Source organism: Pseudomonas sp. BF-RE-25 (assembly GCF_019956105.1).
GTDB lineage: Bacteria > Pseudomonadota > Gammaproteobacteria > Pseudomonadales > Pseudomonadaceae > Aquipseudomonas > Aquipseudomonas migulae.
The window spans coordinates 38,261-58,156 of the sequence record NZ_JAHBDB010000023.1; the positions used below are offsets into that span (position 1 = coordinate 38,261).

15 protein-coding genes and 1 pseudogene are annotated in these 19,896 nt (G+C 61.3%); 7 read left to right on the forward strand and 9 right to left on the reverse strand.

All coding sequences use genetic code 11. The features are described from left to right. Positions 1-118 precede the first annotated feature (118 nt). The 9 genes and pseudogenes from KGB24_RS12720 to KGB24_RS12760 form a co-directional block, all read right to left on the reverse strand. A pseudogene (locus KGB24_RS12720) lies at positions 119-359 on the reverse strand (hypothetical protein). 628 nt (positions 360-987) lie between these two features. Further along, a complete protein-coding gene (locus tag KGB24_RS12725) occupies positions 988-2,472 on the reverse strand; it encodes an APC family permease (RefSeq protein ID WP_223416221.1) in 1,485 nt (494 codons plus the stop codon). Positions 2,473-2,723: 251 nt separating this feature from the next. Continuing rightward, on the reverse strand, positions 2,724-4,148 hold the full coding sequence (locus KGB24_RS12730) for a gamma-aminobutyraldehyde dehydrogenase (protein WP_223416222.1): 1,425 nt from the start codon (positions 4,146-4,148) through the stop codon (positions 2,724-2,726). Positions 4,149-4,308: 160 nt separating this feature from the next. After that, positions 4,309-5,118, reverse strand: a complete 810-nt coding sequence (locus KGB24_RS12735) for an ABC transporter permease (RefSeq protein ID WP_223416519.1) — start codon at positions 5,116-5,118, stop codon at positions 4,309-4,311. Further along, positions 5,108-6,055 (reverse strand): ABC transporter permease, encoded by a 948-nt coding sequence (locus KGB24_RS12740; protein WP_192417881.1) that lies wholly within the window; start codon positions 6,053-6,055, stop codon positions 5,108-5,110. Before KGB24_RS12740 ends, KGB24_RS12735 begins: the two co-directional genes overlap by 11 nt. A gap of 1 nt (position 6,056) precedes the next feature. Continuing rightward, positions 6,057-7,094 (reverse strand): ABC transporter ATP-binding protein, encoded by a 1,038-nt coding sequence (locus KGB24_RS12745; protein WP_008029734.1) that lies wholly within the window; start codon positions 7,092-7,094, stop codon positions 6,057-6,059. A gap of 217 nt (positions 7,095-7,311) precedes the next feature. Further along, positions 7,312-8,463: a putative ABC transporter substrate-binding protein YdcS gene (gene ydcS, locus KGB24_RS12750; RefSeq protein WP_008029736.1), complete on the reverse strand. Its 1,152-nt coding sequence runs from the start codon at positions 8,461-8,463 to the stop codon at positions 7,312-7,314. 222 nt (positions 8,464-8,685) lie between these two features. Then, complete coding sequence (locus tag KGB24_RS12755; protein ID WP_223416520.1) at positions 8,686-10,143, reverse strand: gamma-aminobutyraldehyde dehydrogenase; 1,458 nt, start codon at positions 10,141-10,143, stop codon at positions 8,686-8,688. A 130-nt stretch (positions 10,144-10,273) separates the two neighbouring features. Further along, complete coding sequence (locus KGB24_RS12760) at positions 10,274-11,188, reverse strand: LysR family transcriptional regulator (protein ID WP_008029741.1); 915 nt, start codon at positions 11,186-11,188, stop codon at positions 10,274-10,276. 187 nt (positions 11,189-11,375) lie between these two features. On the opposite strand from KGB24_RS12760, the gene KGB24_RS12765 reads away from it, so the two are divergent. The 7 genes from KGB24_RS12765 (at position 11,376) to KGB24_RS12795 (ending at position 19,872) form a co-directional block, all read left to right on the forward strand. Next, entirely contained in the window at positions 11,376-12,086 is a 711-nt protein-coding gene (locus KGB24_RS12765) for a tellurite resistance TerB family protein (protein WP_223416518.1), read from the forward strand. Positions 12,087-12,470: 384 nt separating this feature from the next. Beyond that, positions 12,471-14,093 carry a methyl-accepting chemotaxis protein gene (locus KGB24_RS12770; RefSeq protein WP_223416517.1) on the forward strand — a complete coding sequence of 541 codons (1,623 nt, stop codon included), beginning with the start codon at positions 12,471-12,473 and terminating at the stop codon, positions 14,091-14,093. Continuing rightward, the gene (locus tag KGB24_RS12775) at positions 14,093-14,629 is read left to right on the forward strand and encodes a chemotaxis protein CheW (protein ID WP_223416516.1); all 537 of its coding nucleotides are present in this window, start codon (positions 14,093-14,095) and stop codon (positions 14,627-14,629) included. Before KGB24_RS12770 ends, KGB24_RS12775 begins: the two co-directional genes overlap by 1 nt. Continuing rightward, positions 14,626-15,900, forward strand: a complete 1,275-nt coding sequence (locus tag KGB24_RS12780; protein ID WP_223416515.1) for a CheR family methyltransferase — start codon at positions 14,626-14,628, stop codon at positions 15,898-15,900. The genes KGB24_RS12775 and KGB24_RS12780 overlap by 4 nt, the downstream gene beginning before the upstream one ends. Beyond that, positions 15,897-16,580 (forward strand): chemotaxis protein CheW, encoded by a 684-nt coding sequence (locus KGB24_RS12785; protein ID WP_223416514.1) that lies wholly within the window; start codon positions 15,897-15,899, stop codon positions 16,578-16,580. The genes KGB24_RS12780 and KGB24_RS12785 overlap by 4 nt, the downstream gene beginning before the upstream one ends. Beyond that, positions 16,577-18,865 (forward strand): hybrid sensor histidine kinase/response regulator, encoded by a 2,289-nt coding sequence (locus tag KGB24_RS12790; RefSeq protein WP_223416513.1) that lies wholly within the window; start codon positions 16,577-16,579, stop codon positions 18,863-18,865. The genes KGB24_RS12785 and KGB24_RS12790 overlap by 4 nt, the downstream gene beginning before the upstream one ends. Continuing rightward, entirely contained in the window at positions 18,862-19,872 is a 1,011-nt protein-coding gene (locus KGB24_RS12795; protein WP_223416512.1) for a chemotaxis response regulator protein-glutamate methylesterase, read from the forward strand. Before KGB24_RS12790 ends, KGB24_RS12795 begins: the two co-directional genes overlap by 4 nt. Positions 19,873-19,896: the final 24 nt, after the last annotated feature.

Here is a 19,896-nt window from a genome sequence, read left to right on the forward strand (position 1 = left end):
GAGCGGTGCAGGCAAGGTCGTAGCGCAGTGCGATTGGCTGATACCGAGGGGGAAATGAAGGCAAAAAAAAGGCCCATCAGTCAGGCTGAACGGGCCTTTTTCATGTCTCAGCCTGCCTTCAACTGCAAATGCCCATGATCGGAAACGGTCGCTGCGCCTGCACCAGATCCGGCATATCCCGCCACTTGATCCACGCCGAATCTTGCCAGTGCAGCAGCGGCACCGAGAGGCCGCCCCATCAAACGTCCCAGGTCATGGACGCAGAACCAGGCTTGGTTGGCGTGGAGGAAGCGGTTGTGGCGGGGAAAAACAGTGGGGATGAAATGAGGATGAATTTCAGACGGATTTAGCGTGTGCATTTCTTCGACTCCATGTTGAGAAAGGAGCCGCCACTAATCCTTCGACAGATTTGGGTTGCGGACCATGTGGCGTTCGAAGTCGGAACATTCTCGATCAACACGGAAAAGCCGAGAGGCCCGCGCCACACGGTCCACCATAAAGCGAAACGAAAAGGCAAAACTGTGCCCCAGTTCCTATAGTGGTGCGGATGCGCCATGTTGATGATTGACCGGCTTCGACCCCGGGCCGCTGATTTGGCAGCGACGGGACAAAGCCTATCGGTCAGGCGCTCGCGGCGACAAGACTACTCTGGCGACGCTTGTCGTAGGAATCAGAGTCTTTTCAGGAAGGCTCGATCTGTAGGAATTTCCTGTTTTTTCACCGAGCGCAGAAAACTGGAAACAGAGGAGCAGCTTTTCCTCTATTTTTCGAATCCATTGAGTCTGCGCACAAGGAACAGATCTATGACTGACGGTAGCCACGTGAAACCAGAGACTTATGCCCTCGATCGATTCGAGGCGGTTCGTGGGAAAGCTGATATCAAAGGGCGTACGGATAAATTGATGGCTGAGCTGCGGGGGGACGGCAGATGCCGTTTGACGAGTGAAGCTTGCCCCGGGAACCGACAGGATCCCGGGGTAATTGTCCTTAGTGACTAACCTTCCAGGCATCCCCCGCTGGCGCCGTACCATGGTCATACGGCTTGGCAATCCACATATAAACCAGCCCCAACCCAATCACGATCGCCGTGCTCAGCACCATCGCATAGTTGATGTACCACGCCGCATCCGGTGTGCGCGGCCAGGCCATGTTGATGATGGCGCCGACGCCGTAGACCAGCGCGCCGATGTTCACCGCCCAGCCCCAGGCGCCGAGGGTGAATTTGCCGCTCGGTTTCCAGCCTTTCAGGCGGGCATAAAGGGCTGCGAGCACGATCATCTGGAACGCGAGGTAGATGCCGATTGCTGCGAAGCTGACGATGGTGGCCACGGCGTCTTGCAGGAAGAAGCCCAGAATAATGATCAGCGCCGGCAGAACGCCGGAGACGAACAGTGCAGCAACCGGAACCTGGGTTGTAGGCGAAATCTTTTTCAGCAGTGAGCTGCCGATGACCATTTCATCCCGGGCGTAGGAATACAGCAGACGACTCGCCGCCGCTTGCAGGCTGATGACGCAGGAGATGAAGGAAATCATCACCACGCCCATGACCATTTTCGAACCGACGGGGCCGAAGGCGTTGTTGAGGATGGTGCCGACCGGATCTTTGTCGGTGCCGTTGATCACCGCTTGCATGTCCGGCACGGCGAGGATCAGTGCCAGGCAAGCAAACATCGCCGCAACGCCGCCGATGTAGATGGTCATGCGCATGGCCACCGGGATTTTCTTGCTCGGGTTCGGAGTTTCTTCGGCCACGTCGCCGCAGGCCTCGAAGCCGTAGTACAGGAACATCCCCGCCAGCGAAGCGGTGAGGAAGGCCGGCAGATAAGAGCCGTCAACGCTGATGTCGAAGGTGTTGAACAACACGCTGATCGATTGATGACGTTCGAAAATCAGCAGGTACATGCCGACGATCACCGCGCCGACCAGTTCGCAGAGGAAGCCGAACATGGCGATTCGCGCCAGCACTTTGGTGCCGCTGAGGTTGACCAGCGTGGCGAACAGGGTCAGCACCAGGGCGATGACGATGTTGGTGTTGTTGCTCGGTTCGAAGCCCATCATCGCGGCAAGGTAAGGCCCGGCACCGACCGCAACGGCGGCGATGGTCACGCACAGGGCGATGGAGTAGATCCAGCCGACCATCCACGCCCAGCGTTTGCCCACCAAGCGGCGAGCCCATGGGTAAACACCACCGGAAATCGGGAACTGCGAGACCACTTCACCGAAGATCAGGCACACCAGCAATTGGCCGCAACCGACCAGCAAATACGCCCAGAACATCGGTGGTCCACCGGCGGCCAGGCACAGGCCGAAGAGGGTATAAACCCCTACGACTGGTGAGAGGTAAGTGAAGCCCAGGGCGAAGTTTTCCCACAGACTCATGCTGCGGTTGAAGTTGGAGGTGTAACCCAGCTTTCGGAGTTGCTCGGCATCGCTGTCGGCAACGGCTGCGGAGAATTCAGGTAGTGCACTCATGGTGTGTTAGCTCCGGAAAATCGGCAGATTTCGGATGTCCGAAACCGTGACAGGGCCGTGATGGCGCTGCCCGGATCGGTGGTTATTGTTTTTTTGGTCTGGCGTTGAAGCCTGGTGGTGCGTATTGACGGTTTCTACCTTGAAACCGAGGTGACGCCATCGCCAGCAAGCTGGTTCCTACAGGTTTTGTGTCGTGCGCCAATAATGTGAACGACACAAAACCTGTAGGAGCCGGCTTGCCGGCGATGCTTTTAGTGCTTGAACATCACATGCCGCACAACGGTGTAATCCTCCAACCCATACATCGACATGTCCTTCCCGTACCCGGACAGTTTCTGACCGCCATGGGGCATTTCGCTGACCAGCATGAAGTGCGTGTTCACCCAGGTGCAGCCGTACTGCAAGCGTGCCGACAGGCGATGCGCGCGGCCGACGTCCGAGGTCCACACCGACGACGCCAGGCCGTAGTCCGAATCGTTGGCCCAACCGAGCACCTGTGCTTCATCGCTGAATTTGGTCACCGACACGACCGGCCCGAACACCTCGCGGCGGACGATTTCGTCGTCCTGCTGTGCATCGGCCAGCACCGTTGGTTCGAAGAAGAAACCGTTGCCTTCAACTGCCTTGCCGCCAGTGATCAAGCGAATGTGTGGTTGCGCCACGGCGCGGTCGACGAACCCGGCTACCCGGTCGCGATGTTGTGCGGTGATCAGCGGGCCAAGTTCGGTCGACGGATCATCCTGCACGCCGTACTTGATGCTGCTGACTGCCGCGCCGAGCTTCTCGACGAATTTTTCGTAGATGCCGGCCTGTGCGTAGATGCGGCACGCGGCGGTGCAGTCCTGGCCGGCGTTGTAGAAACCGAAGGTGCGAATACCTTCCACGGCGGCATCAATGTCGGCGTCGTCGAAGATGATCACCGGGGCCTTGCCGCCCAGTTCCATGTGCATGCGTTTGACGCTGGCGGCGGTGCTGGAAATGATGTTCGAGCCGGTGGCGATGGAACCGGTCAGCGACACCATGCGCACTTTCGGGTGGGTGACCAGCGGGCTGCCTACGGTAGGACCACGGCCGAACACCAGGTTGAGTACGCCGGCCGGGAAGATTTCCGACGCCAGTTGTGCCAGGCGCAACGCGGTCAGCGGGGTTTGTTCCGACGGCTTGAGCACCACGGTATTACCGGCGGCGAGGGCCGGGGCGATTTTCCAGGCGACCATCATCAACGGGTAGTTCCACGGCGCGATGGAGGCGATCACGCCCACCGGGTCGCGGCGGATCATCGAGGTGTGCCCGGCCAGGTATTCACCGCCTGCCGAACCGCTCATGCAGCGGCTGGCGCCGGCGAAGAAACGGAACACGTCGGCAATCGCCGGGATCTCGTCGTTCAGCGCAGCGCTGTAGGGTTTGCCGCAGTTGTCGGATTCGAGTTTGGCCAGCTCTTCGCCATGGGTTTCGATGGCGTCGGCGAGTTTGAGCAGTAACAGCGAGCGTTCTTTCGGCGGGGTGTGCGACCAGCTTTCAAACGCGGCATCGGCAGCGCGTACGGCGGCGTCGACCTGGGCTTCGCTGGCTTCGTTGATTTCCACCAGCACGCGACCGAGGGCCGGGTTGAACACCGGTTGGGCGGGGCCTTCGCCGTCGAGCAGTTGGCCGTTGATCAAGAGTTTGGTTTGCATGGCGTTGTCCTCTTTGAATCTATTATTTTTCTGCCGAAACCGGATCCTGTGTAGGAGCGAGGCTTGCCCGCGAAGCTTTTGGCGCTCTCGAGGACGCCTTCGCGGGCAAGCCTCGCTCCTACACAGGATTCGGTTTCTACAGTGGATATTGAGTTGTTCGTTACCTCCCGCCGCTACCGGCCACGCTTTCACCACCACGGGTCAGGTAATAGGCGCCGAGAATCGGCAGCATGGTCACCATCATCACCAGCATCGCGACGACGTTGGTCACCGGCACGTCCCGTGGGCGGCTGAGCTGGTTGAGCAGCCACAACGGCAGGGTGCGTTCATGGCCGGCGGTGAAGGTGGTGACGATGATTTCGTCGAACGACAGCGCAAACGCGAGCATGCCGCCGGCCAGCAACGCCGAGCCGAGGTTCGGCAGGACGATGTAGCGGAAGGTCTGCCAGCCATCGGCGCCGAGGTCCATCGAGGCTTCGATCAAACTGTGCGAAGTGCGGCGCAAACGGGCGATGACGTTGTTGTAGACGATCACCACACAGAAGGTCGCGTGGCCGACGATGATGGTGAACATCCCCGGCTCGATGCCCAGCGTCTTGAAGGTCGCCAACAGCGCGATCCCGGTGATGATCCCCGGCAATGCGATGGGCAAAATCAGCATCAGCGAGATGCCTTGCTTGCCGAAGAAATCCCGCCGGTACAACGCCGCCGACGCCAGCGTGCCGAGCACCAATGCAATCAGCGTCGCGACGGAGGCGATCTGCAGCGACAGCTTGATCGCTTCCAGCACGTCGGGCCGAGCGAACGCCACGCTGATCCACTTCAGGGTGAAGCCCTTGGGTGGAAAGCTGAACGCCGCGTCTTCGGTGTTGAACGCGTAGAGGAAGATGATCAGGATCGGGAAGTGCAGAAACACCAACCCGCCCCAGGCTGCGATGCGCAACCCTAAAGAAGCTTTCTCAGAGTGCATCGAAGGCCCCCAGTCGTTTGACGATGGTCAGGTAAATGGCGATCAACACAATCGGCACCAGCGTGAACGCCGCGGCCATTGGCATGTTGCCGATCGCGCCTTGTTGGGCGTACACCATGCTGCCGACGAAGTACCCCGGCGGGCCCACCAGTTGCGGCACGATGAAGTCGCCCAGGGTCAGCGAAAACGTGAAGATCGACCCGGCGGCGATGCCCGGAATCGACAACGGCAGAATCACTTGCATAAAGGTCTGGCGCGGCTTGGCGCCGAGGTCGGCGGAGGCTTGCAGCAACGACGGCGGCAGGCGTTCCAGCGAGGCTTGAATCGGCAGGATCATGAACGGCAGCCAGATGTAGACGAACACCATGAAGCGCCCCAGGTGCGAGGTCGACAAGGTGCTGCCACCCACGCCCGGAATGCCCAGCACAAACTGCAACACCGGCTCCAGTCCCAGGTGTTGAACGAACCACTGCGCCACGCCGCCCTTGGCCAGCAGCAACGTCCACGCATAGGCCTTGACGATGTAACTGGCCCACATCGGCATCATCACCGCGATGTAGAAAAACGCCTTGGTCTTGCCGGTGGTGTAGCGCGCCATGTAGTAGGCGATCGGGAACGCGACAATGGCGCTGGCAATCGACACCACGACGGCCATGCTCAGGGTGCGCAGAATGATGTCGAAGTTCGACGGCTGGAACAGCGCGGTGAAGTTCGCCAGGGTCAGGTCGGGCGTGACCGCCATGGTGAAGTCGTCGAAGGTGTAGAAGCCTTGCCACAACAGCACCAGCAGCGAACCGAGGTAGATCGCGCCGAACCACAACAGCGGCGGCACCAGCAGCAGCGACAGGTAAAAGTTCGGCCGGCGATACAGCAGGTTGGAAAACCTGCGCAACGGCGAGCCGCTGGCCGGGGATTGAGGGAGAGCCACGCTGGTCATCTCACACCCCGCCGGCAACGGTGTCGTGCAGCGGGATCATCGCTTCCCGTGCCCAGCGTGCGCTGATGCGTTGCCCGGTCTGATGTTGCGCGCTGACGTCCAGCCATTGATTGTTGGCCTGGCTGATGTTCAGGGTCTGGCCGTTTTCCAGCTTCAGTTCATAACGGGTGGCGCTGCCCTGGTACTGAACGTCGTGGAGCAAACCACTGACTTCGATTTCGTGGCTGGCCAACGGGCCGTCGGCGAAACGCACGTGTTCCGGGCGAATCGAAAACGGCTGCGGATTGCCGCTGAGCTGCTGCGCCAGATCGCCGCGAATCACGTTGGAGGTGCCGACGAATTCCGCGACAAAGGTGGTCGCCGGTTTCATGTAGAGGTTGCGCGGGGTATCGACTTGTTCGATGCGCCCCTTGTTGAACACCGCCACGCGGTCGGACATCGACAAGGCTTCGGTCTGGTCGTGGGTGACGAAGATGAAGGTGATGCCGAGCTGGCGTTGCAGCTTTTTCAGCTCGCTCTGCATTTGCTCGCGAAGCTTCAAGTCGAGGGCGCCCAGCGGTTCGTCGAGCAGCAGCACCCGTGGGCGATTGACCAATGCGCGGGCCAGGGCCACACGCTGACGCTGACCGCCCGACAGTTGCACCGGTTTGCGTGCGCCGTAGCCGCCGAGGGCGACCATGTCGAGGGCTTCTTCAGCGCGTTTCTGGCGTTCAGCTTTGCCGACGCCTTTGACTTTCAAACCGTAGGCGACGTTGTCGAGTACGTTCATGTGCGGGAACAGGGCGTAATCCTGAAACACCGTGTTGACGTCACGCTCGTACGGCGGCAGCCCGGCGGCTTCGTTGCCGTGAATCCGGATCGAGCCTGCGCTCGGTTGTTCGAAACCGGCGATCAGGCGCAAACACGTGGTTTTGCCCGAGCCGGAAGGGCCCAGCATGGAGAAGAACTCGCCGTCCTGGATGTCGATGGAAACCCGGTCTACGGCTTTCACTTCGCCGAACAGACGGGAAACGTTGGTGAACTGGACTGCAAGCGTCATGGTGCGGTGCTCCGAAAAGGCGAGGGCCGTCGCAGCGGCCCTGCCTGAACTTCTGAAAAAACGAACAGCTTTTATCGGTGGGCCGAGCACGGTAGTGGCAACGGCACTGATCAACTGTAGGAGTGAGCCTGCTCGCGATGAGGGTAGAACAGTCAGTATCTCTGTCGACTGACACACCGCCATCGCGAGCAGGCTCGCTCCTACAGGGTGGGGCGGGTTATCTGCCGCCCATGATCGCGATGTAGTCCTGGGTCCAGCGGCTGTACGGCACGAACTTGCCGCCTTCAGCCTGCGGGGTTTTCCAGAAGGCGATCTTGTCGAACTGGTCGAAGCCGTTGGTCTTGCAGCCTTCGGCACCGAGCAATTCGCTCTCTTTGCACCCCGCCGGAACCGACGGCAACGAACCGAACCAGGCCGCCAGGTCACCCTGGACTTTCGGTTGCAGCGAATGGTCCATCCACTTGTAAGCACAGTTCGGGTGCTTGGCGTCGGCGTGCAGCATGGTGGTGTCGGCCCAACCCGTTGCGCCTTCTTTCGGAATCACCGAGGCCACCGGCTGCTTGTCTGCCACCAGGCCGTTGACCATGTAGCCCCAGGTGCTGGACGCCACGACGCCTTCGTTCTTGACGTCACTCATCTGCACGGTCGCGTCATGCCAGTAGCGGTGGATCAGAGGCTGCTGCTTGCGAAGCAGGTCCAGCGCGGCCTTGTACTGTTCTTCGTTGAGCTGGTACGGGTCCTTGATCCCCAGTTCCGGCCGTTTCGCCTTGAGATAGAGCGCTGCATCGGCGATGTAGATCGGACCGTCGTAGGCCTGGACCCGGCCCTTGTTGGACTTGCCGTCCGGCAGGTTCTGTTCCTCGAACACCACGCCCCAGCTGTCCGGGGCGGTCTTGAACACGTTGGTGTTGTACATCAACACGTTCGGGCCCCACTGATACGGGGTGCCGTAGGTTTGTTTGTTGACGACGTACCACTGGCCATCCTTCAGACGCGGGTCGATGTTCTTCCAGTTCGGAATCAACGCCGTGTTGATCGGTTGCACGCGTTTGCCGACGATCAGCCGCAGCGACGCATCGCCCGACGCGGTCACCAGGTCGTAACCGCCCTTGGACATCAGGCTGACCATCTCATCGGAAGTGGCGGCTGTTTTGACGTTGACCTTGCAGCCGGTTTCCTTCTCGAAACTGGTCACCCAGTCGTAGGCCTTGTCGCTTTCGCCACGTTCGATGTAGCCGGGCCAAGCCACGATATCCAGCTGACCTTCGCCGGCACCGACGGCTTTCAGCGGTTCGGCGGCCTGGATACTGGCGCTGGCCAACAGCGCTGTGGTGATTGCACTGAGCAGTGCGGTCTTGTGCACGAACATGGGAATTCCCTCTTCTTTAAATTATGGTCGGGGCAGTTTTGAACGTGGTTCAGCGTTGTAAACACGATCCTTGTAGGAGCCGGCTTGCCGGCGAAGAGGCCTTTAAGCCTTGCGATGTCCTTTCGGACGCCATCGCGGCAAGCCGGCTCCTACAAGGGATTCGCGGTGTTCCAGCGTTTCTGCGCTAATGCCTTTACGGCTAATTGTTAGCGTAGTGCGCTTTTATAAATGCTGTCCGTGGCGAGCCATGATGTGCCGCACCACGCTGTAGTCCTGAAGCGAATCGCTGGACAGGTCTTTGCCGTAGCCCGAGCGTTTCAGGCCGCCATGGGGCATTTCGCTGACCAGCATGAAATGGCTGTTGATCCAGGTGCAGCCGTACTGCAAGCGCGCGGCGACCTGCATCGCCTTGTCCAGGTTCTGGGTCCAGATCGAGGAAGCCAGGCCGTATTCCGAATCGTTGGCCCAGTCCACGGCTTGTTCGAGCCCATCGAAGCGGGTCACGGTGACCACCGGCCCGAACACTTCGCGCTGGACGATTTCATCGCTCTGCTTGCAGCCGGCCAGCAGTGTCGGTTGGTAATAGAAGCCGGCACCGGAATGCACGGCCGCGCCGGTCACGCGCTCGATGTGCGGCTGGCCCAGGGCGCGTTCGACGAAACTGGCCACGCGGTCGCGCTGGCGGGTGCTGATCAGCGGCCCGATTTCGTTGTCGGCGTCGCGTTTACCGGCGAAGCGCAGGCTGCTGACCGCCGCGCCGAGTTCGGCCACCAGGCGGTCATGAATGCCGGCCTGTGCATAAATGCGGCAGGCGGCGGTGCAATCCTGGCCGGCGTTGTAGTAACCGTACGTGCGCACGCCTTCGACCACCGCCTGAATGTCGGCATCGTTGCAGACGATCACCGGGGCCTTGCCGCCGAGTTCGAGGTGTGTGCGCTTCAGGGTTTTCGCTGCGGCTTGCAGGATTTTTTGCCCGGTGACGATATCGCCGGTCAGCGACACCATGCGGATTTTCGGGTGGCTGACCAAGTGGCTGCCCACGCCTTCACCGCCGCCGCAAATAATGTTGATCACACCGCGTGGGAGGATCTCGGCCAGCGCGGGCGCCAGGGCCAGGATCGACAGCGGCGTGTGCTCGGACGGCTTGAACACCAGCGTGTTGCCGGCAGCGAGGGCCGGGGCGATTTTCCACGCGGCCATCATGATCGGGTAGTTCCACGGAGCAATCGAGGCGACCACGCCAATCGGATCGCGACGCACCATGCTGGTATAACCCGGCAGGTACTCGCCGCTGAGCTGGCCGGTCTGGCAGCGCACCGCGCCAGCGAAGAAGCGAAACACGTCGACCGTCGCGCTCAAGTCGTCCTGACGCGCCAGGTGCAACGGTTTGCCGCAGTTCAGGGATTCGAGGCGGGCGAGCAGGTCGGCTTGTTTTTCGATGGCATTGGCGATGTCCAGCAGCAGGTTCGAGCGCTGCTGCGGCGTGGTCCGCGACCAACTGGCGAACGCACGGTGCGCGGCGAGGATCGCGGCTTCGACTTGTTCGGTGCTGGCCTCGGCGATGTGCGATATCACCTCACCGGTGGCCGGGTTGAGGATTGGTTCTACAAAACCCTGACCCGCGACCAGTTCGCCATCGATCAACAACGCGGTGAACAACGGGGTCTGCGCGCCAGCCATTTTTCGGGTTCTCTTTTCTTGTGTGGCCATGCTGCTCCCTGTGACTGGGGCCCGGCCGTCTTATAGATGTTCCAAGACTAGTGCCCGGATCCGAGGTCGACAAATACTAAATACTGAAGGTGGCGTTCGATTAAATAGATGGCTTGCGCCCGCCGTGGGGCTGCTCGCGCGCGACGGTCAGGAACGGGTCGACCAGTGCCGGACGCGCCGTACCGCGGCGCCAGGCGAGGCCGACATCGAGCGTCTGGCTCAGGTCGGCAATCGGCCGCGCTTCGATGATGTCGCCCTCCAATGACCAGGGGCGATAGGTCATGTCGGGCTGGATCGACACGCCCAATCCGGCGGCCACCAGGCTTCGTACCGCTTCGGTCGAAGCGGTTTTAAGGGTGATGCGCGGTTGAAGCGACGCCGCCGACCACATGCGCTGGGCGTTGCGGTCCATTTCATCAACGTTCAGTTGAATCAGCGGTTCACGGGCGACGTCGGCCAGGTTGATGCTGTCGTGTTCCAGCAGCGGATGCTGGGCCGGCAGCCATAAACGGTGAGGCGAATGGGTCAGCACTTCCGTTTGCAGGGCGTGGCGGTCTTCGAGGTTGGAGAGGATCAGCACACCGACATCGATTTCGCCGCTGACCAGCAAATGCTCGATGTACGGGCGTTCGTCCTCCATCACGCGGATCTCGACATTGGGGTAGGCGCGTTGAAAGCGGGTGAGCAGGTCAGCGAGGTAATAACCGGCGACGAGACTGGTTACACCGACAATCAACTGCCCGGCGACCTGATCGGTGCTTTGTTGCAGGCTGCGTTTGGCGTTGTCCACCGTTGCCAGAATCAGGTGTGCCTGGCGTAGGAACTGATGACCCTGGTGGGTCAGCGTCATGCCCTTGGCATGGCGGTTGAACAGCCCGACGCCGATTTCCTGCTCCAGTTGCTGGATGGCCAAGGTCAGTGTCGATTGGGAAATGAACGCGGTTTGCGCGGCGGCAGAGATCGAGCCGGTCTCGGCCACGGCGATGAAATGACGAATTTGACGCAAAGTCATCATGAAGAAGTACCCGGTGGGCGGTTTTTATAGATTCGCTTGAGTGTATATCTTTTTAATCGATGGGCTTTTTAGCGTTACAGAAGGTGAGCAACATCTGGAAGCACTCTCGCCGGGAAGGGCTGGGCACTTTCGATCTAGGCTGGAGGCCTTATGTGTCCGGTTAACCCCTTTTGTGGAGGCGGCAAGAATGAATACCCGTGGATTGCTCGATCAATTACTCAAATCCGGCCAGGACCTGTTGCAGAGCAAGACCGGTGGCGCGCAGAACAAGGCGTCCAGCGGTGGATTGGGCGGATTGCTCGGTGGTGGCGGTGGTTCTGGCGGCCTTGGCAGTTTGTTGTCAGGCGCGGGCGGCGGCGCATTGGCCGCTGGCGCGATGGGCCTGTTGATGGGTAACAAGAAGGCTCGCAAAGTCGCTGTCTACGGCGGCCTCGCGGCATTGGGCGTGATTGCCTACAAGGCTTACGGCAACTGGCAGGCCCAGCAGGGCACTGCACCGAAGCAAGAGCCGCAAACCGTGGACCGCGTGCCGACGGCGCAGGTCGAGCAACACAGCCAGGCGATTCTCAAGGCGCTGGTGGCGGCGGCCAAGGCGGATGGTCATGTCGACGAGCGCGAACGTGCGTTGATCGAAGGTGAGTTCACCAAGCTCGACAATGATCAGGAGCTCCAGCACTGGCTGCACGCCGAACTGAACAAACCCCTCGATCCAACCGATGTTGCGCGTGCCGCCAGCACCCCGGAAATGGCGGCCGAGATGTACATCGCCAGTGTGATGCTGGTGGACGAGGAGAACTTCATGGAGAAGTCTTACCTGGACGAACTGGCGCGCCAACTCAAGCTTGAGCCGGCGTTGAAGGCCGAGCTGGAAAAACAGGTGCGCCAGGCCTCCATGTAGAAACCGGCTTCAAATCCTGTTTCGCTCCCTAGACCGCCATCGCCAGCAAGCCGGCTCCTACAAGGGCATTTCGGTGCGCACAGCATGCGTGCCCAACGCCGACCACCTGTAGGAGCCGGCTTGCTGGCGATGAGGCCCTCAAATCCTGCACCGCCCTCAAGACCGCCATCGCCGGCAAGCCAGCTCCTACAAGGGAATTGCGGCGTGCACAACATTCGTGCCCGACACCGTTCCCCTGTAGGAGCCGGCTTGCTGGCGATAGCCTTTTCAGCCCCGCCACAACCCTCATTCGCCGAGATGTGAGCTGCCGCGCATCCGTCTTATAAATGAAACACCGCCCTCGGCTATACTGCGCAGCATTTGAAATGGCCCCGAGGACTGACTGTGAAGAACTGGACGTTGCGCCAACGCATTTTGGCGAGCTTTGCGGTAATTATCGCCATCATGTTGCTGATGGTCGTCGTCTCGTATTCCCGGCTGTTGAAGATCGAGGCCAGCGAAGTCAGCGTTCGTGACGACGCGCTCCCCGGGGTGTATTACAGCTCGATGATTCGTGGCGCCTGGGTCGACAGCTATCTCCAGACCCAGGAAATGCTGGGCTTGAAGGAAGGGCAGGGCATCAGCGCCGAGGACGCTGCAGACTTCAAGAGTTTTGAAGCACGCGTGCAGGACGCGATGAATAGCTATCGCGCCACCGTCACCACGGATGAAGACAAGCTTGAATTCGCAGCCTTCGAAAAATTCCATGAGAATTACGGCAAGATCCTGGCCGCAGTGCTCGACTTGCATAAGCGCAATCAGGAAGCCGAGGCCATCAAGTTGTTCAATGAACAACTGACCCCGACCTGGACGGCGGGGCGCATGAAGCTCAATGACATCCTGCGCGAAAACAAAGCCGTGGCGGATCAGGACATGGCCTACATTGATGATGCGGTGTTCACCGCGAAAGTCATCATGGGCATTTCCCTGCTGGTGGCGGTATTGGCCGCCGGTCTCTGCGGTTTGCTGCTGATGCGCGCGATCATGGCGCCCATGAACCGCATCGTGCAGATCCTCGAAGTCATGCGTACCGGCGACCTCAGTGGCCGCTTGAACCTGGAGCGCAAGGACGAATTCGGCGCCGTGGAAACGGGCTTCAACGACATGATGGCCGAACTCACTTCGTTGGTGTCTCAGGCGCAACGCTCGTCGGTGCAGGTCACCACGTCCGTGACGGAAATCGCCGCCACCTCCAAACAGCAGCAAGCCACCGCTACTGAAACCGCCGCCACCACCACCGAAATCGGTGCCACGTCCCGTGAAATCGCCGCCACCTCGCGTGACCTGGTGCGGACCATGACCGAAGTCTCCACCGCTGCCGATCAGGCCTCGGTGGCTGCCGGTTCCGGGCAGCAAGGGCTGGCGCGAATGGAAGAGACCATGCACTCGGTGATGGGCGCCGCGGATCTGGTCAACGCCAAACTGGCGATCCTCAACGAGAAGGCCGGCAACATCAATCAAGTGGTGGTGACCATCGTCAAGGTCGCGGACCAGACCAACCTGCTGTCGCTGAACGCTGCCATTGAAGCCGAGAAGGCCGGTGAATACGGTCGTGGATTTGCCGTGGTTGCCACCGAAGTGCGGCGCCTGGCGGACCAGACCGCCGTGGCCACGTACGACATCGAGCAGATGGTGCGCGAGATCCAGTCGGCGGTGTCGGCGGGGGTCATGGGCATGGACAAGTTCTCTGAAGAAGTGCGTCGCGGCATGTCCGAGGTGCAGCAGGTCGGCGAGCAGCTGTCGCAGATCATCCATCAGGTTCAGGCGCTGGCGCCGCGGGTGTTGATGGTCAACGAAGGCATGCAGGCCCAGGCCACCGGCGCCGAGCAGATCAACCATGCACTGGTGCAGTTGGGCGATGCCAGCAGCCAGACCGTCGAGTCCTTGCGTCAGGCCAGTTTCGCCATAGACGAACTGAGCCAGGTGGCCGTCGGGCTGCGCGGCGGCGTTTCGCGATTCAAAGTCTGATGAGCGAACTCACGGCCAAACGCACCGCCGTGAAGCCGGCGATGCATGCATTGTTTCTGGTGTTTCGCATCGGCAGCGAGCGCTATGCCTTGCAAGCGATCGAAGTCGCGGAAGTGCTGCCGCGCCTGCCGTTGAAGCCGATACCCCGCGCGCCGGACTGGGTCGCCGGGGTGTTCGCCTATCGCGGCGCGGTAGTGCCGGTAATCGACCTCAGTGCGCTGACCTTTGGCGAACCGGCCCAGGCGCGTACCAGCACGCGCCTGGTGCTGGTCAATTACCGTGCCGATGAAACCGCCGAGGCGCAATTGCTCGGGCTGATCCTGGAGCAGGCCACCGACACGCTGCGCTGCAACCCGGCGGATTTTCAGCCGTATGGCCTCGATAATCGCCAGGCGCCGTACCTCGGACCGGTGCGTGAAGACGCGCAAGGTTTGCTGCAATGGGTGCGCGTCGCCGATCTGCTGGACGATCAAGTTCGGGCGCTGCTGTTTCCATCACCCCCGCTGGACCTGGCGCAGCTTGAGGTGCAGCCATGAGCAGCGATCAGCGGTTTTTCGATTTTCTCAAGGAGCGCATCGGCCTCGACGTCACCTCGGTGGGCCCGGCGATTATCGAAAGAGCGGTGCGCCAGCGCAGCACGGCGTCCAGCGCGCTGACGGCCGATGAGTATTGGCACACCTTGCAGGGCTCGCAGGATGAGCAGCAAGCGCTGATCGAAGCGGTGATCGTTCCCGAAACCTGGTTTTTCCGTTACCCGGAATCCTTTGCCGCCCTGGCAAAACTGGCGGCCAAGCGCCTGACCGATATCAACAACATGCGCGCGCTGCGAATCCTTAGCCTGCCGTGTTCCACCGGCGAAGAACCCTATTCCATTGCCATGGCCTTGCTCGATGCCGGGTTCAAACCGCATCAGTTCAAAGTCGAAGGCATGGACGTCAGCCCGCTGTCTGTGGAAAAAGCCAGGCGCGCGCAGTACGGCAAAAATTCGTTTCGCGGCCAGGACATCGCGTTTCGCGAGCGGCATTTCACCGCCGAGGACGAGTCCTATCGCCTCAGCGAGCGCGTGCTGGAACAGGTGCGTTTGCAGGTCGGCAACCTGCTGGATCCGTCGTTGCTGGCCAACGAATCGCCTTATGACTTCGTGTTCTGCCGCAACCTGCTGATCTATTTCGATCAGCCGACGCAACAACAGGTGTTCGAAGTGCTCAAGCGCCTGACCCATGTCGAGGGCGTGCTGTTTATCGGCCCCGCCGAGGGCAGTTTGCTGGGACGCTTGGGCATGCGTTCGATTGGTATTCCACAGTCATTTGCGTTCAGTCGCCAGAGCGCGCCCGAGCCTGAACCTTTTCCAGCCTTCGTACCGACGCCGCTGCCGTTGCCAGTGCGCCAACCGGTGCGCAGCGTTACACCGGCGCCGGTACGCCTGCGGCCCTTCGCAACGGTGACGCCGCTGCCGGTGGCGACAAAAGCCGTCAGTCCCGACGCCGCTACGTTGCTGGCAAACATCGCCGCACTGGCCAATGAAGGCAAAAGCGCCGAAGCCCGCGCCGCGTGCGAAAGTTATTTGCGCAGCCATGAACCGGTAGCCCAGGTGTTTTACTGGCTGGGGCTGCTCAGCGATGTTGCCGGCAGCGCCCTCGAAGCCCAGGGGTTTTATCGCAAGGCGTTGTACCTCGAACCGCAACATCCCGACGCGTTGATGCACCTGGCGGCCTTGCTGCAATCCCAGGGCGACACGGCGGGCGCCAAACGATTGCAGGACCGCGCCGCCCGCAGCGAGCGCGCAGACAGTGAGCGCAAACGATGAATGCCGCCGACAGCTTTAGCCTCACCCATGAAGATGCCCAGGCCATCGACGATTGCTGGAACCGTATCGGTATCCACGGCGACAAGTCCTGCCCGCTGCTGATCGAACACATTCATTGCCGCAATTGCGCGGTGTATTCGGCGGCCGCTACGCGTTTGCTCGACCGCTATGCGTTGCAACAGGAAGACCGCGGGCAAGTATCGATCGCGGTCGAAAGCGAGGTGAAAACCCGCTCGCTGCTGATGTTCCGCCTCGGCGAAGAATGGTTGGGCCTGGCCACCCGCAGCCTGGTGGAAGTGGCGCCGCTGCAAGCGATTCATTCCCTGCCGCACCAGCGCTCCCGGGCCTTGCTTGGCGTGGCAAATGTGCGCGGCGCGCTGGTGGCGTGCCTGTCGCTGGTGGAACTGCTCGGGCTCGACGGCGTGAGCAGCGTGGCGCCTGGTGCGCGCGTGATGCCGCGCATGTTGATCATCGCGGCCCACGGCGGGCCGGTGGTGGTGCCGGTGGACGAAGTCGACGGGATCCATGCCATCGACGAGCGCCTCCTTGAAGCCGCATCGCGTTCCGGTACGCAGGCCAGCGCCAAATACACCCGTGGCGTATTGCAATTCAAAGGTCGCAGCCTGCGTTGGCTGGATGAAGAACAGCTGCTGTCCGCCGTGACCCGGAGCCTCACATGACCCCCGAGCAAATGCGCGACGCCTCTTTGCTGGAACTGTTCAGCCTCGAAGCCGAGGCCCAGACCCAAGTGCTCAGCGCCGGTCTGTTGGCGCTGGAACGCAACCCGACCCAGGCCGATTACCTCGAGTCGTGCATGCGCGCGGCGCACTCGCTCAAAGGCGCGGCGCGAATTGTCGGCGTCGATGCCGGCGTCAGCGTTGCCCATGTGATGGAAGATTACCTGGTCAGCGCCCAGGAAGGCCGGTTGTTTCTGCGGCCCGAGCACATTGATGCCTTGCTGCAGGGCACCGATTTGCTGATGCGCATCGCGACGCCGAACAACGCACCGGCGCCTGCGGATATCGAAGCGTATGTCGTCTTGATGGGACGGCTGCTTGTTCACATGGCGACGGTTGCCCCCATCGCGCCGCCGATGGCAGAACTTCAGCTGGAGCCGCCGACGGCCACGGTTGAGTCGCCCATCCCGGCCGCTACGGAAGCCCCCTCGGCAGCTGACGCCGAGCCCTCGCCCAAGACCAAACGCACCACCGAAAGTGGCGAGCGCGTATTGCGCGTTACGGCCGAACGCTTGAACAGCCTGCTCGACCTGTCGAGCAAATCCCTGGTGGAAACCCTGCGGCTCAAACCGCACCTGGCCACCATGCAACGCCTCAAGCGCATGCAGAACAACGGCTTGCGGGCGCTGGAAAACCTCAATGTCCATCTCAAGGATCAAACCTTGAGCCTGGAAGCCCGGGAAGCCCTCGACGATGCGCGTCGGTTGCTGGCGGAGTCCCAGCAATTGCTGGTGGAAAAAAACGCCGAGCTGGACGAGTTCGCCTGGCAGGCCAGTCAACGTGCGCAAGTGCTCTATGACACCGCGCTGGCCTGTCGCATGCGGCCGTTTGCCGATGTGCTGAGCGGGCAAGTACGCATGGTCCGCGACTTGGGGCGCAGCCTCGGTAAACAGGTGCGGCTGGAGATCGAGGGCGAGAAAACCCAGGTCGATCGCGACGTCCTGGAAAAACTCGAAGCGCCGCTGACGCACCTGCTGCGCAACGCCGTCGACCACGGCATCGAATCTCCGGAGCAACGGCTGCTGGCCGGTAAACCGGAGGAAGGTTTGATCCGCCTGCGCGCCTCGCATCAGGCCGGTCTGCTGATGCTGGAGCTGAGCGATGACGGCAACGGCGTCGACCTCGAAAAGGTCCGCCGCAGCATCATCGAACGTCAGTTGTCCCCGGCCGACACCGCCGCGCAGTTGAGCGAAGAGGAGTTGCTGACGTTCCTGTTCCTGCCGGGATTCAGCCTGCGCGACGCGGTCACTGAAGTGTCCGGACGCGGCGTCGGGCTCGACGCGGTTCAGCACATGGTCCGCCAGTTGCGCGGCGCGGTGGTGCTGGAGCAGACGGCGGGCGAGGGCAGCCGCTTCCATCTCGAAGTGCCGCTGACCCTGTCGGTGGTGCGCAGCCTGGTGGTGGAAGTCGGCGAAGAGGCGTACGCGTTTCCGCTGGCCCACATCGAGCGCATGTGCGACCTGGAGCCGGCGGACATCGTGCAGGTCGAAGGCCGTCAGCATTTCTGGTACGAAGGCCGGCATGTCGGGTTGGTCGCGGCCAGCCAATTGCTTCAGCGTCCGGCGAGCACCAATAGTCAGCAAACCCTCAAGGTCGTGGTCATCCGCGAGCGCGACGCGATCTACGGTGTGGCGGTCGAGCGGTTTGTCGGCGAGCGCACGCTGGTGGTCTTGCCGCTGGACGAGCGTCTGGGCAAAGTGCAGGACATTTCCGCAGGCGCGCTGCTCGACGACGGTTCGGTGGTGCTGATCGTCGATGTTGAAGACATGCTGCGGTCGGTGGACAAACTGCTCAATACCGGGCGTCTGGAGCGGATTGCCCGTCACAGCAATCAGGCGGCTGAAGCTGCGCGCAAACGGGTTCTGGTGGTCGACGATTCGCTGACCGTCCGCGAGTTGCAACGCAAACTGTTGCTCAATCGCGGCTACGACGTGGCCGTGGCGGTGGACGGTATGGATGGCTGGAATGCCCTGCGTTCCGAGGATTTCGATCTGCTGATCACCGACATCGATATGCCGCGCATGGACGGTATCGAACTGGTGTCTTTGTTGCGCCGTGACAACCGCCTGCAATCGCTGCCGGTGATGGTGGTGTCCTACAAGGATCGCGAAGAAGACCGTCGTCGTGGACTGGACGCCGGGGCCGACTATTATCTAGCCAAAGCCAGTTTTCACGACGACGCCCTGCTTGATGCAGTGGTTGAGCTCATAGGAGGAGCGCGGGCATGAAAATCGCAATCGTCAACGACATGCCCATGGCGGTGGAGGCCCTGCGTCGCGCCTTGGCGTTTGAGCCGGAGCATCAAGTGATCTGGGTCGCCAGCAACGGTGCCGAGGCGGTGCAACGTTGCGTGGAAAACACCCCGGACCTGATCCTGATGGACCTGATCATGCCGGTGATGGATGGCGTCGAGGCGACGCGGCGAATCATGGCCGAGACGCCGTGTGCCATCGTGATCGTCACGGTCGACCGCCAGCAGAACGTGCACCGGGTGTTCGAAGCCATGGGCCACGGCGCTCTGGATGTGGTCGATACGCCGGCAATCGGTGCCGGCAATGCCCAGGAAGCAGCGGCACCGCTGCTGCGCAAAATCCTCAACATCGGTTGGCTGATCGGCGACAAGGGCAATCGCGTGCGACCTGCGCCGGGCCCGTTGCGCCACTCAGGTTCCCGGAAAAAATTGATCGCCATCGGTTCCTCCGCAGGCGGGCCGGCAGCCCTGGAGATACTGCTCAAAGGACTGCCGATAAATTTTTCCGCCGCCATTGTGCTGGTGCAGCACGTGGACCAGGTGTTCGCCGCCGGCATGGCCGAATGGCTCAGCGGCGCCAGTGGCCTGAACGTGCGCCTGGCCCAGGAAGGCGAGCCACCGCAGGCGGGCACCGTGCTGCTGGCCGGCACCAACCACCATATTCGTTTATTGAAAAACGGCACGCTGGCGTACACCGCCGAGCCGGTCAACGAGATCTATCGGCCCTCGATCGATGTGTTTTTCGAGAGCGTGGCCAGTTACTGGAATGGCGATGCCGTGGGTGTTTTATTGACCGGCATGGGACGCGATGGCGCGCAGGGGCTTAAACTCATGCGCCAACAGGGTTACCTGACCATCGCTCAGGACCAACAAAGCAGCGCGGTGTATGGCATGCCGAAAGCGGCAGCGGCCATCGACGCCGCTGTAGAAATTCGCCCGCTGGACAAGATAGCGCCACGATTGCTGGAGATTTTTGCCAAATGACTATGCTCAGCAGCAATCCTGGCC

Excerpts from the sequence above, each read along its gene's own strand:
- ydcS (WP_008029736.1), bottom strand. The coding sequence starts at position 8,463 with ATGTTCGTGCACAAGACCGCACTGCTCAGTGCAATCACCACAGCGCTG.
- KGB24_RS12760 (WP_008029741.1), bottom strand. The coding sequence starts at position 11,188 with ATGATGACTTTGCGTCAAATTCGTCATTTCATCGCCGTGGCCGAGACC.
- KGB24_RS12755 (WP_223416520.1), bottom strand. The coding sequence starts at position 10,143 with ATGGCTGGCGCGCAGACCCCGTTGTTCACCGCGTTGTTGATCGATGGC.
- KGB24_RS12740 (WP_192417881.1), bottom strand. The coding sequence starts at position 6,055 with ATGACCAGCGTGGCTCTCCCTCAATCCCCGGCCAGCGGCTCGCCGTTG.
- KGB24_RS12775 (WP_223416516.1), top strand. The coding sequence starts at position 14,093 with ATGAGCGAACTCACGGCCAAACGCACCGCCGTGAAGCCGGCGATGCAT.
- KGB24_RS12795 (WP_223416512.1), top strand. The coding sequence starts at position 18,862 with ATGAAAATCGCAATCGTCAACGACATGCCCATGGCGGTGGAGGCCCTG.
- KGB24_RS12745 (WP_008029734.1), bottom strand. The coding sequence starts at position 7,094 with ATGACGCTTGCAGTCCAGTTCACCAACGTTTCCCGTCTGTTCGGCGAA.
- KGB24_RS12725 (WP_223416221.1), bottom strand. The coding sequence starts at position 2,472 with ATGAGTGCACTACCTGAATTCTCCGCAGCCGTTGCCGACAGCGATGCC.
- KGB24_RS12785 (WP_223416514.1), top strand. The coding sequence starts at position 15,897 with ATGAATGCCGCCGACAGCTTTAGCCTCACCCATGAAGATGCCCAGGCC.
- KGB24_RS12765 (WP_223416518.1), top strand. The coding sequence starts at position 11,376 with ATGAATACCCGTGGATTGCTCGATCAATTACTCAAATCCGGCCAGGAC.
- KGB24_RS12730 (WP_223416222.1), bottom strand. The coding sequence starts at position 4,148 with ATGCAAACCAAACTCTTGATCAACGGCCAACTGCTCGACGGCGAAGGC.
- KGB24_RS12790 (WP_223416513.1), top strand. The coding sequence starts at position 16,577 with ATGACCCCCGAGCAAATGCGCGACGCCTCTTTGCTGGAACTGTTCAGC.
- KGB24_RS12780 (WP_223416515.1), top strand. The coding sequence starts at position 14,626 with ATGAGCAGCGATCAGCGGTTTTTCGATTTTCTCAAGGAGCGCATCGGC.
- KGB24_RS12735 (WP_223416519.1), bottom strand. The coding sequence starts at position 5,118 with ATGCACTCTGAGAAAGCTTCTTTAGGGTTGCGCATCGCAGCCTGGGGC.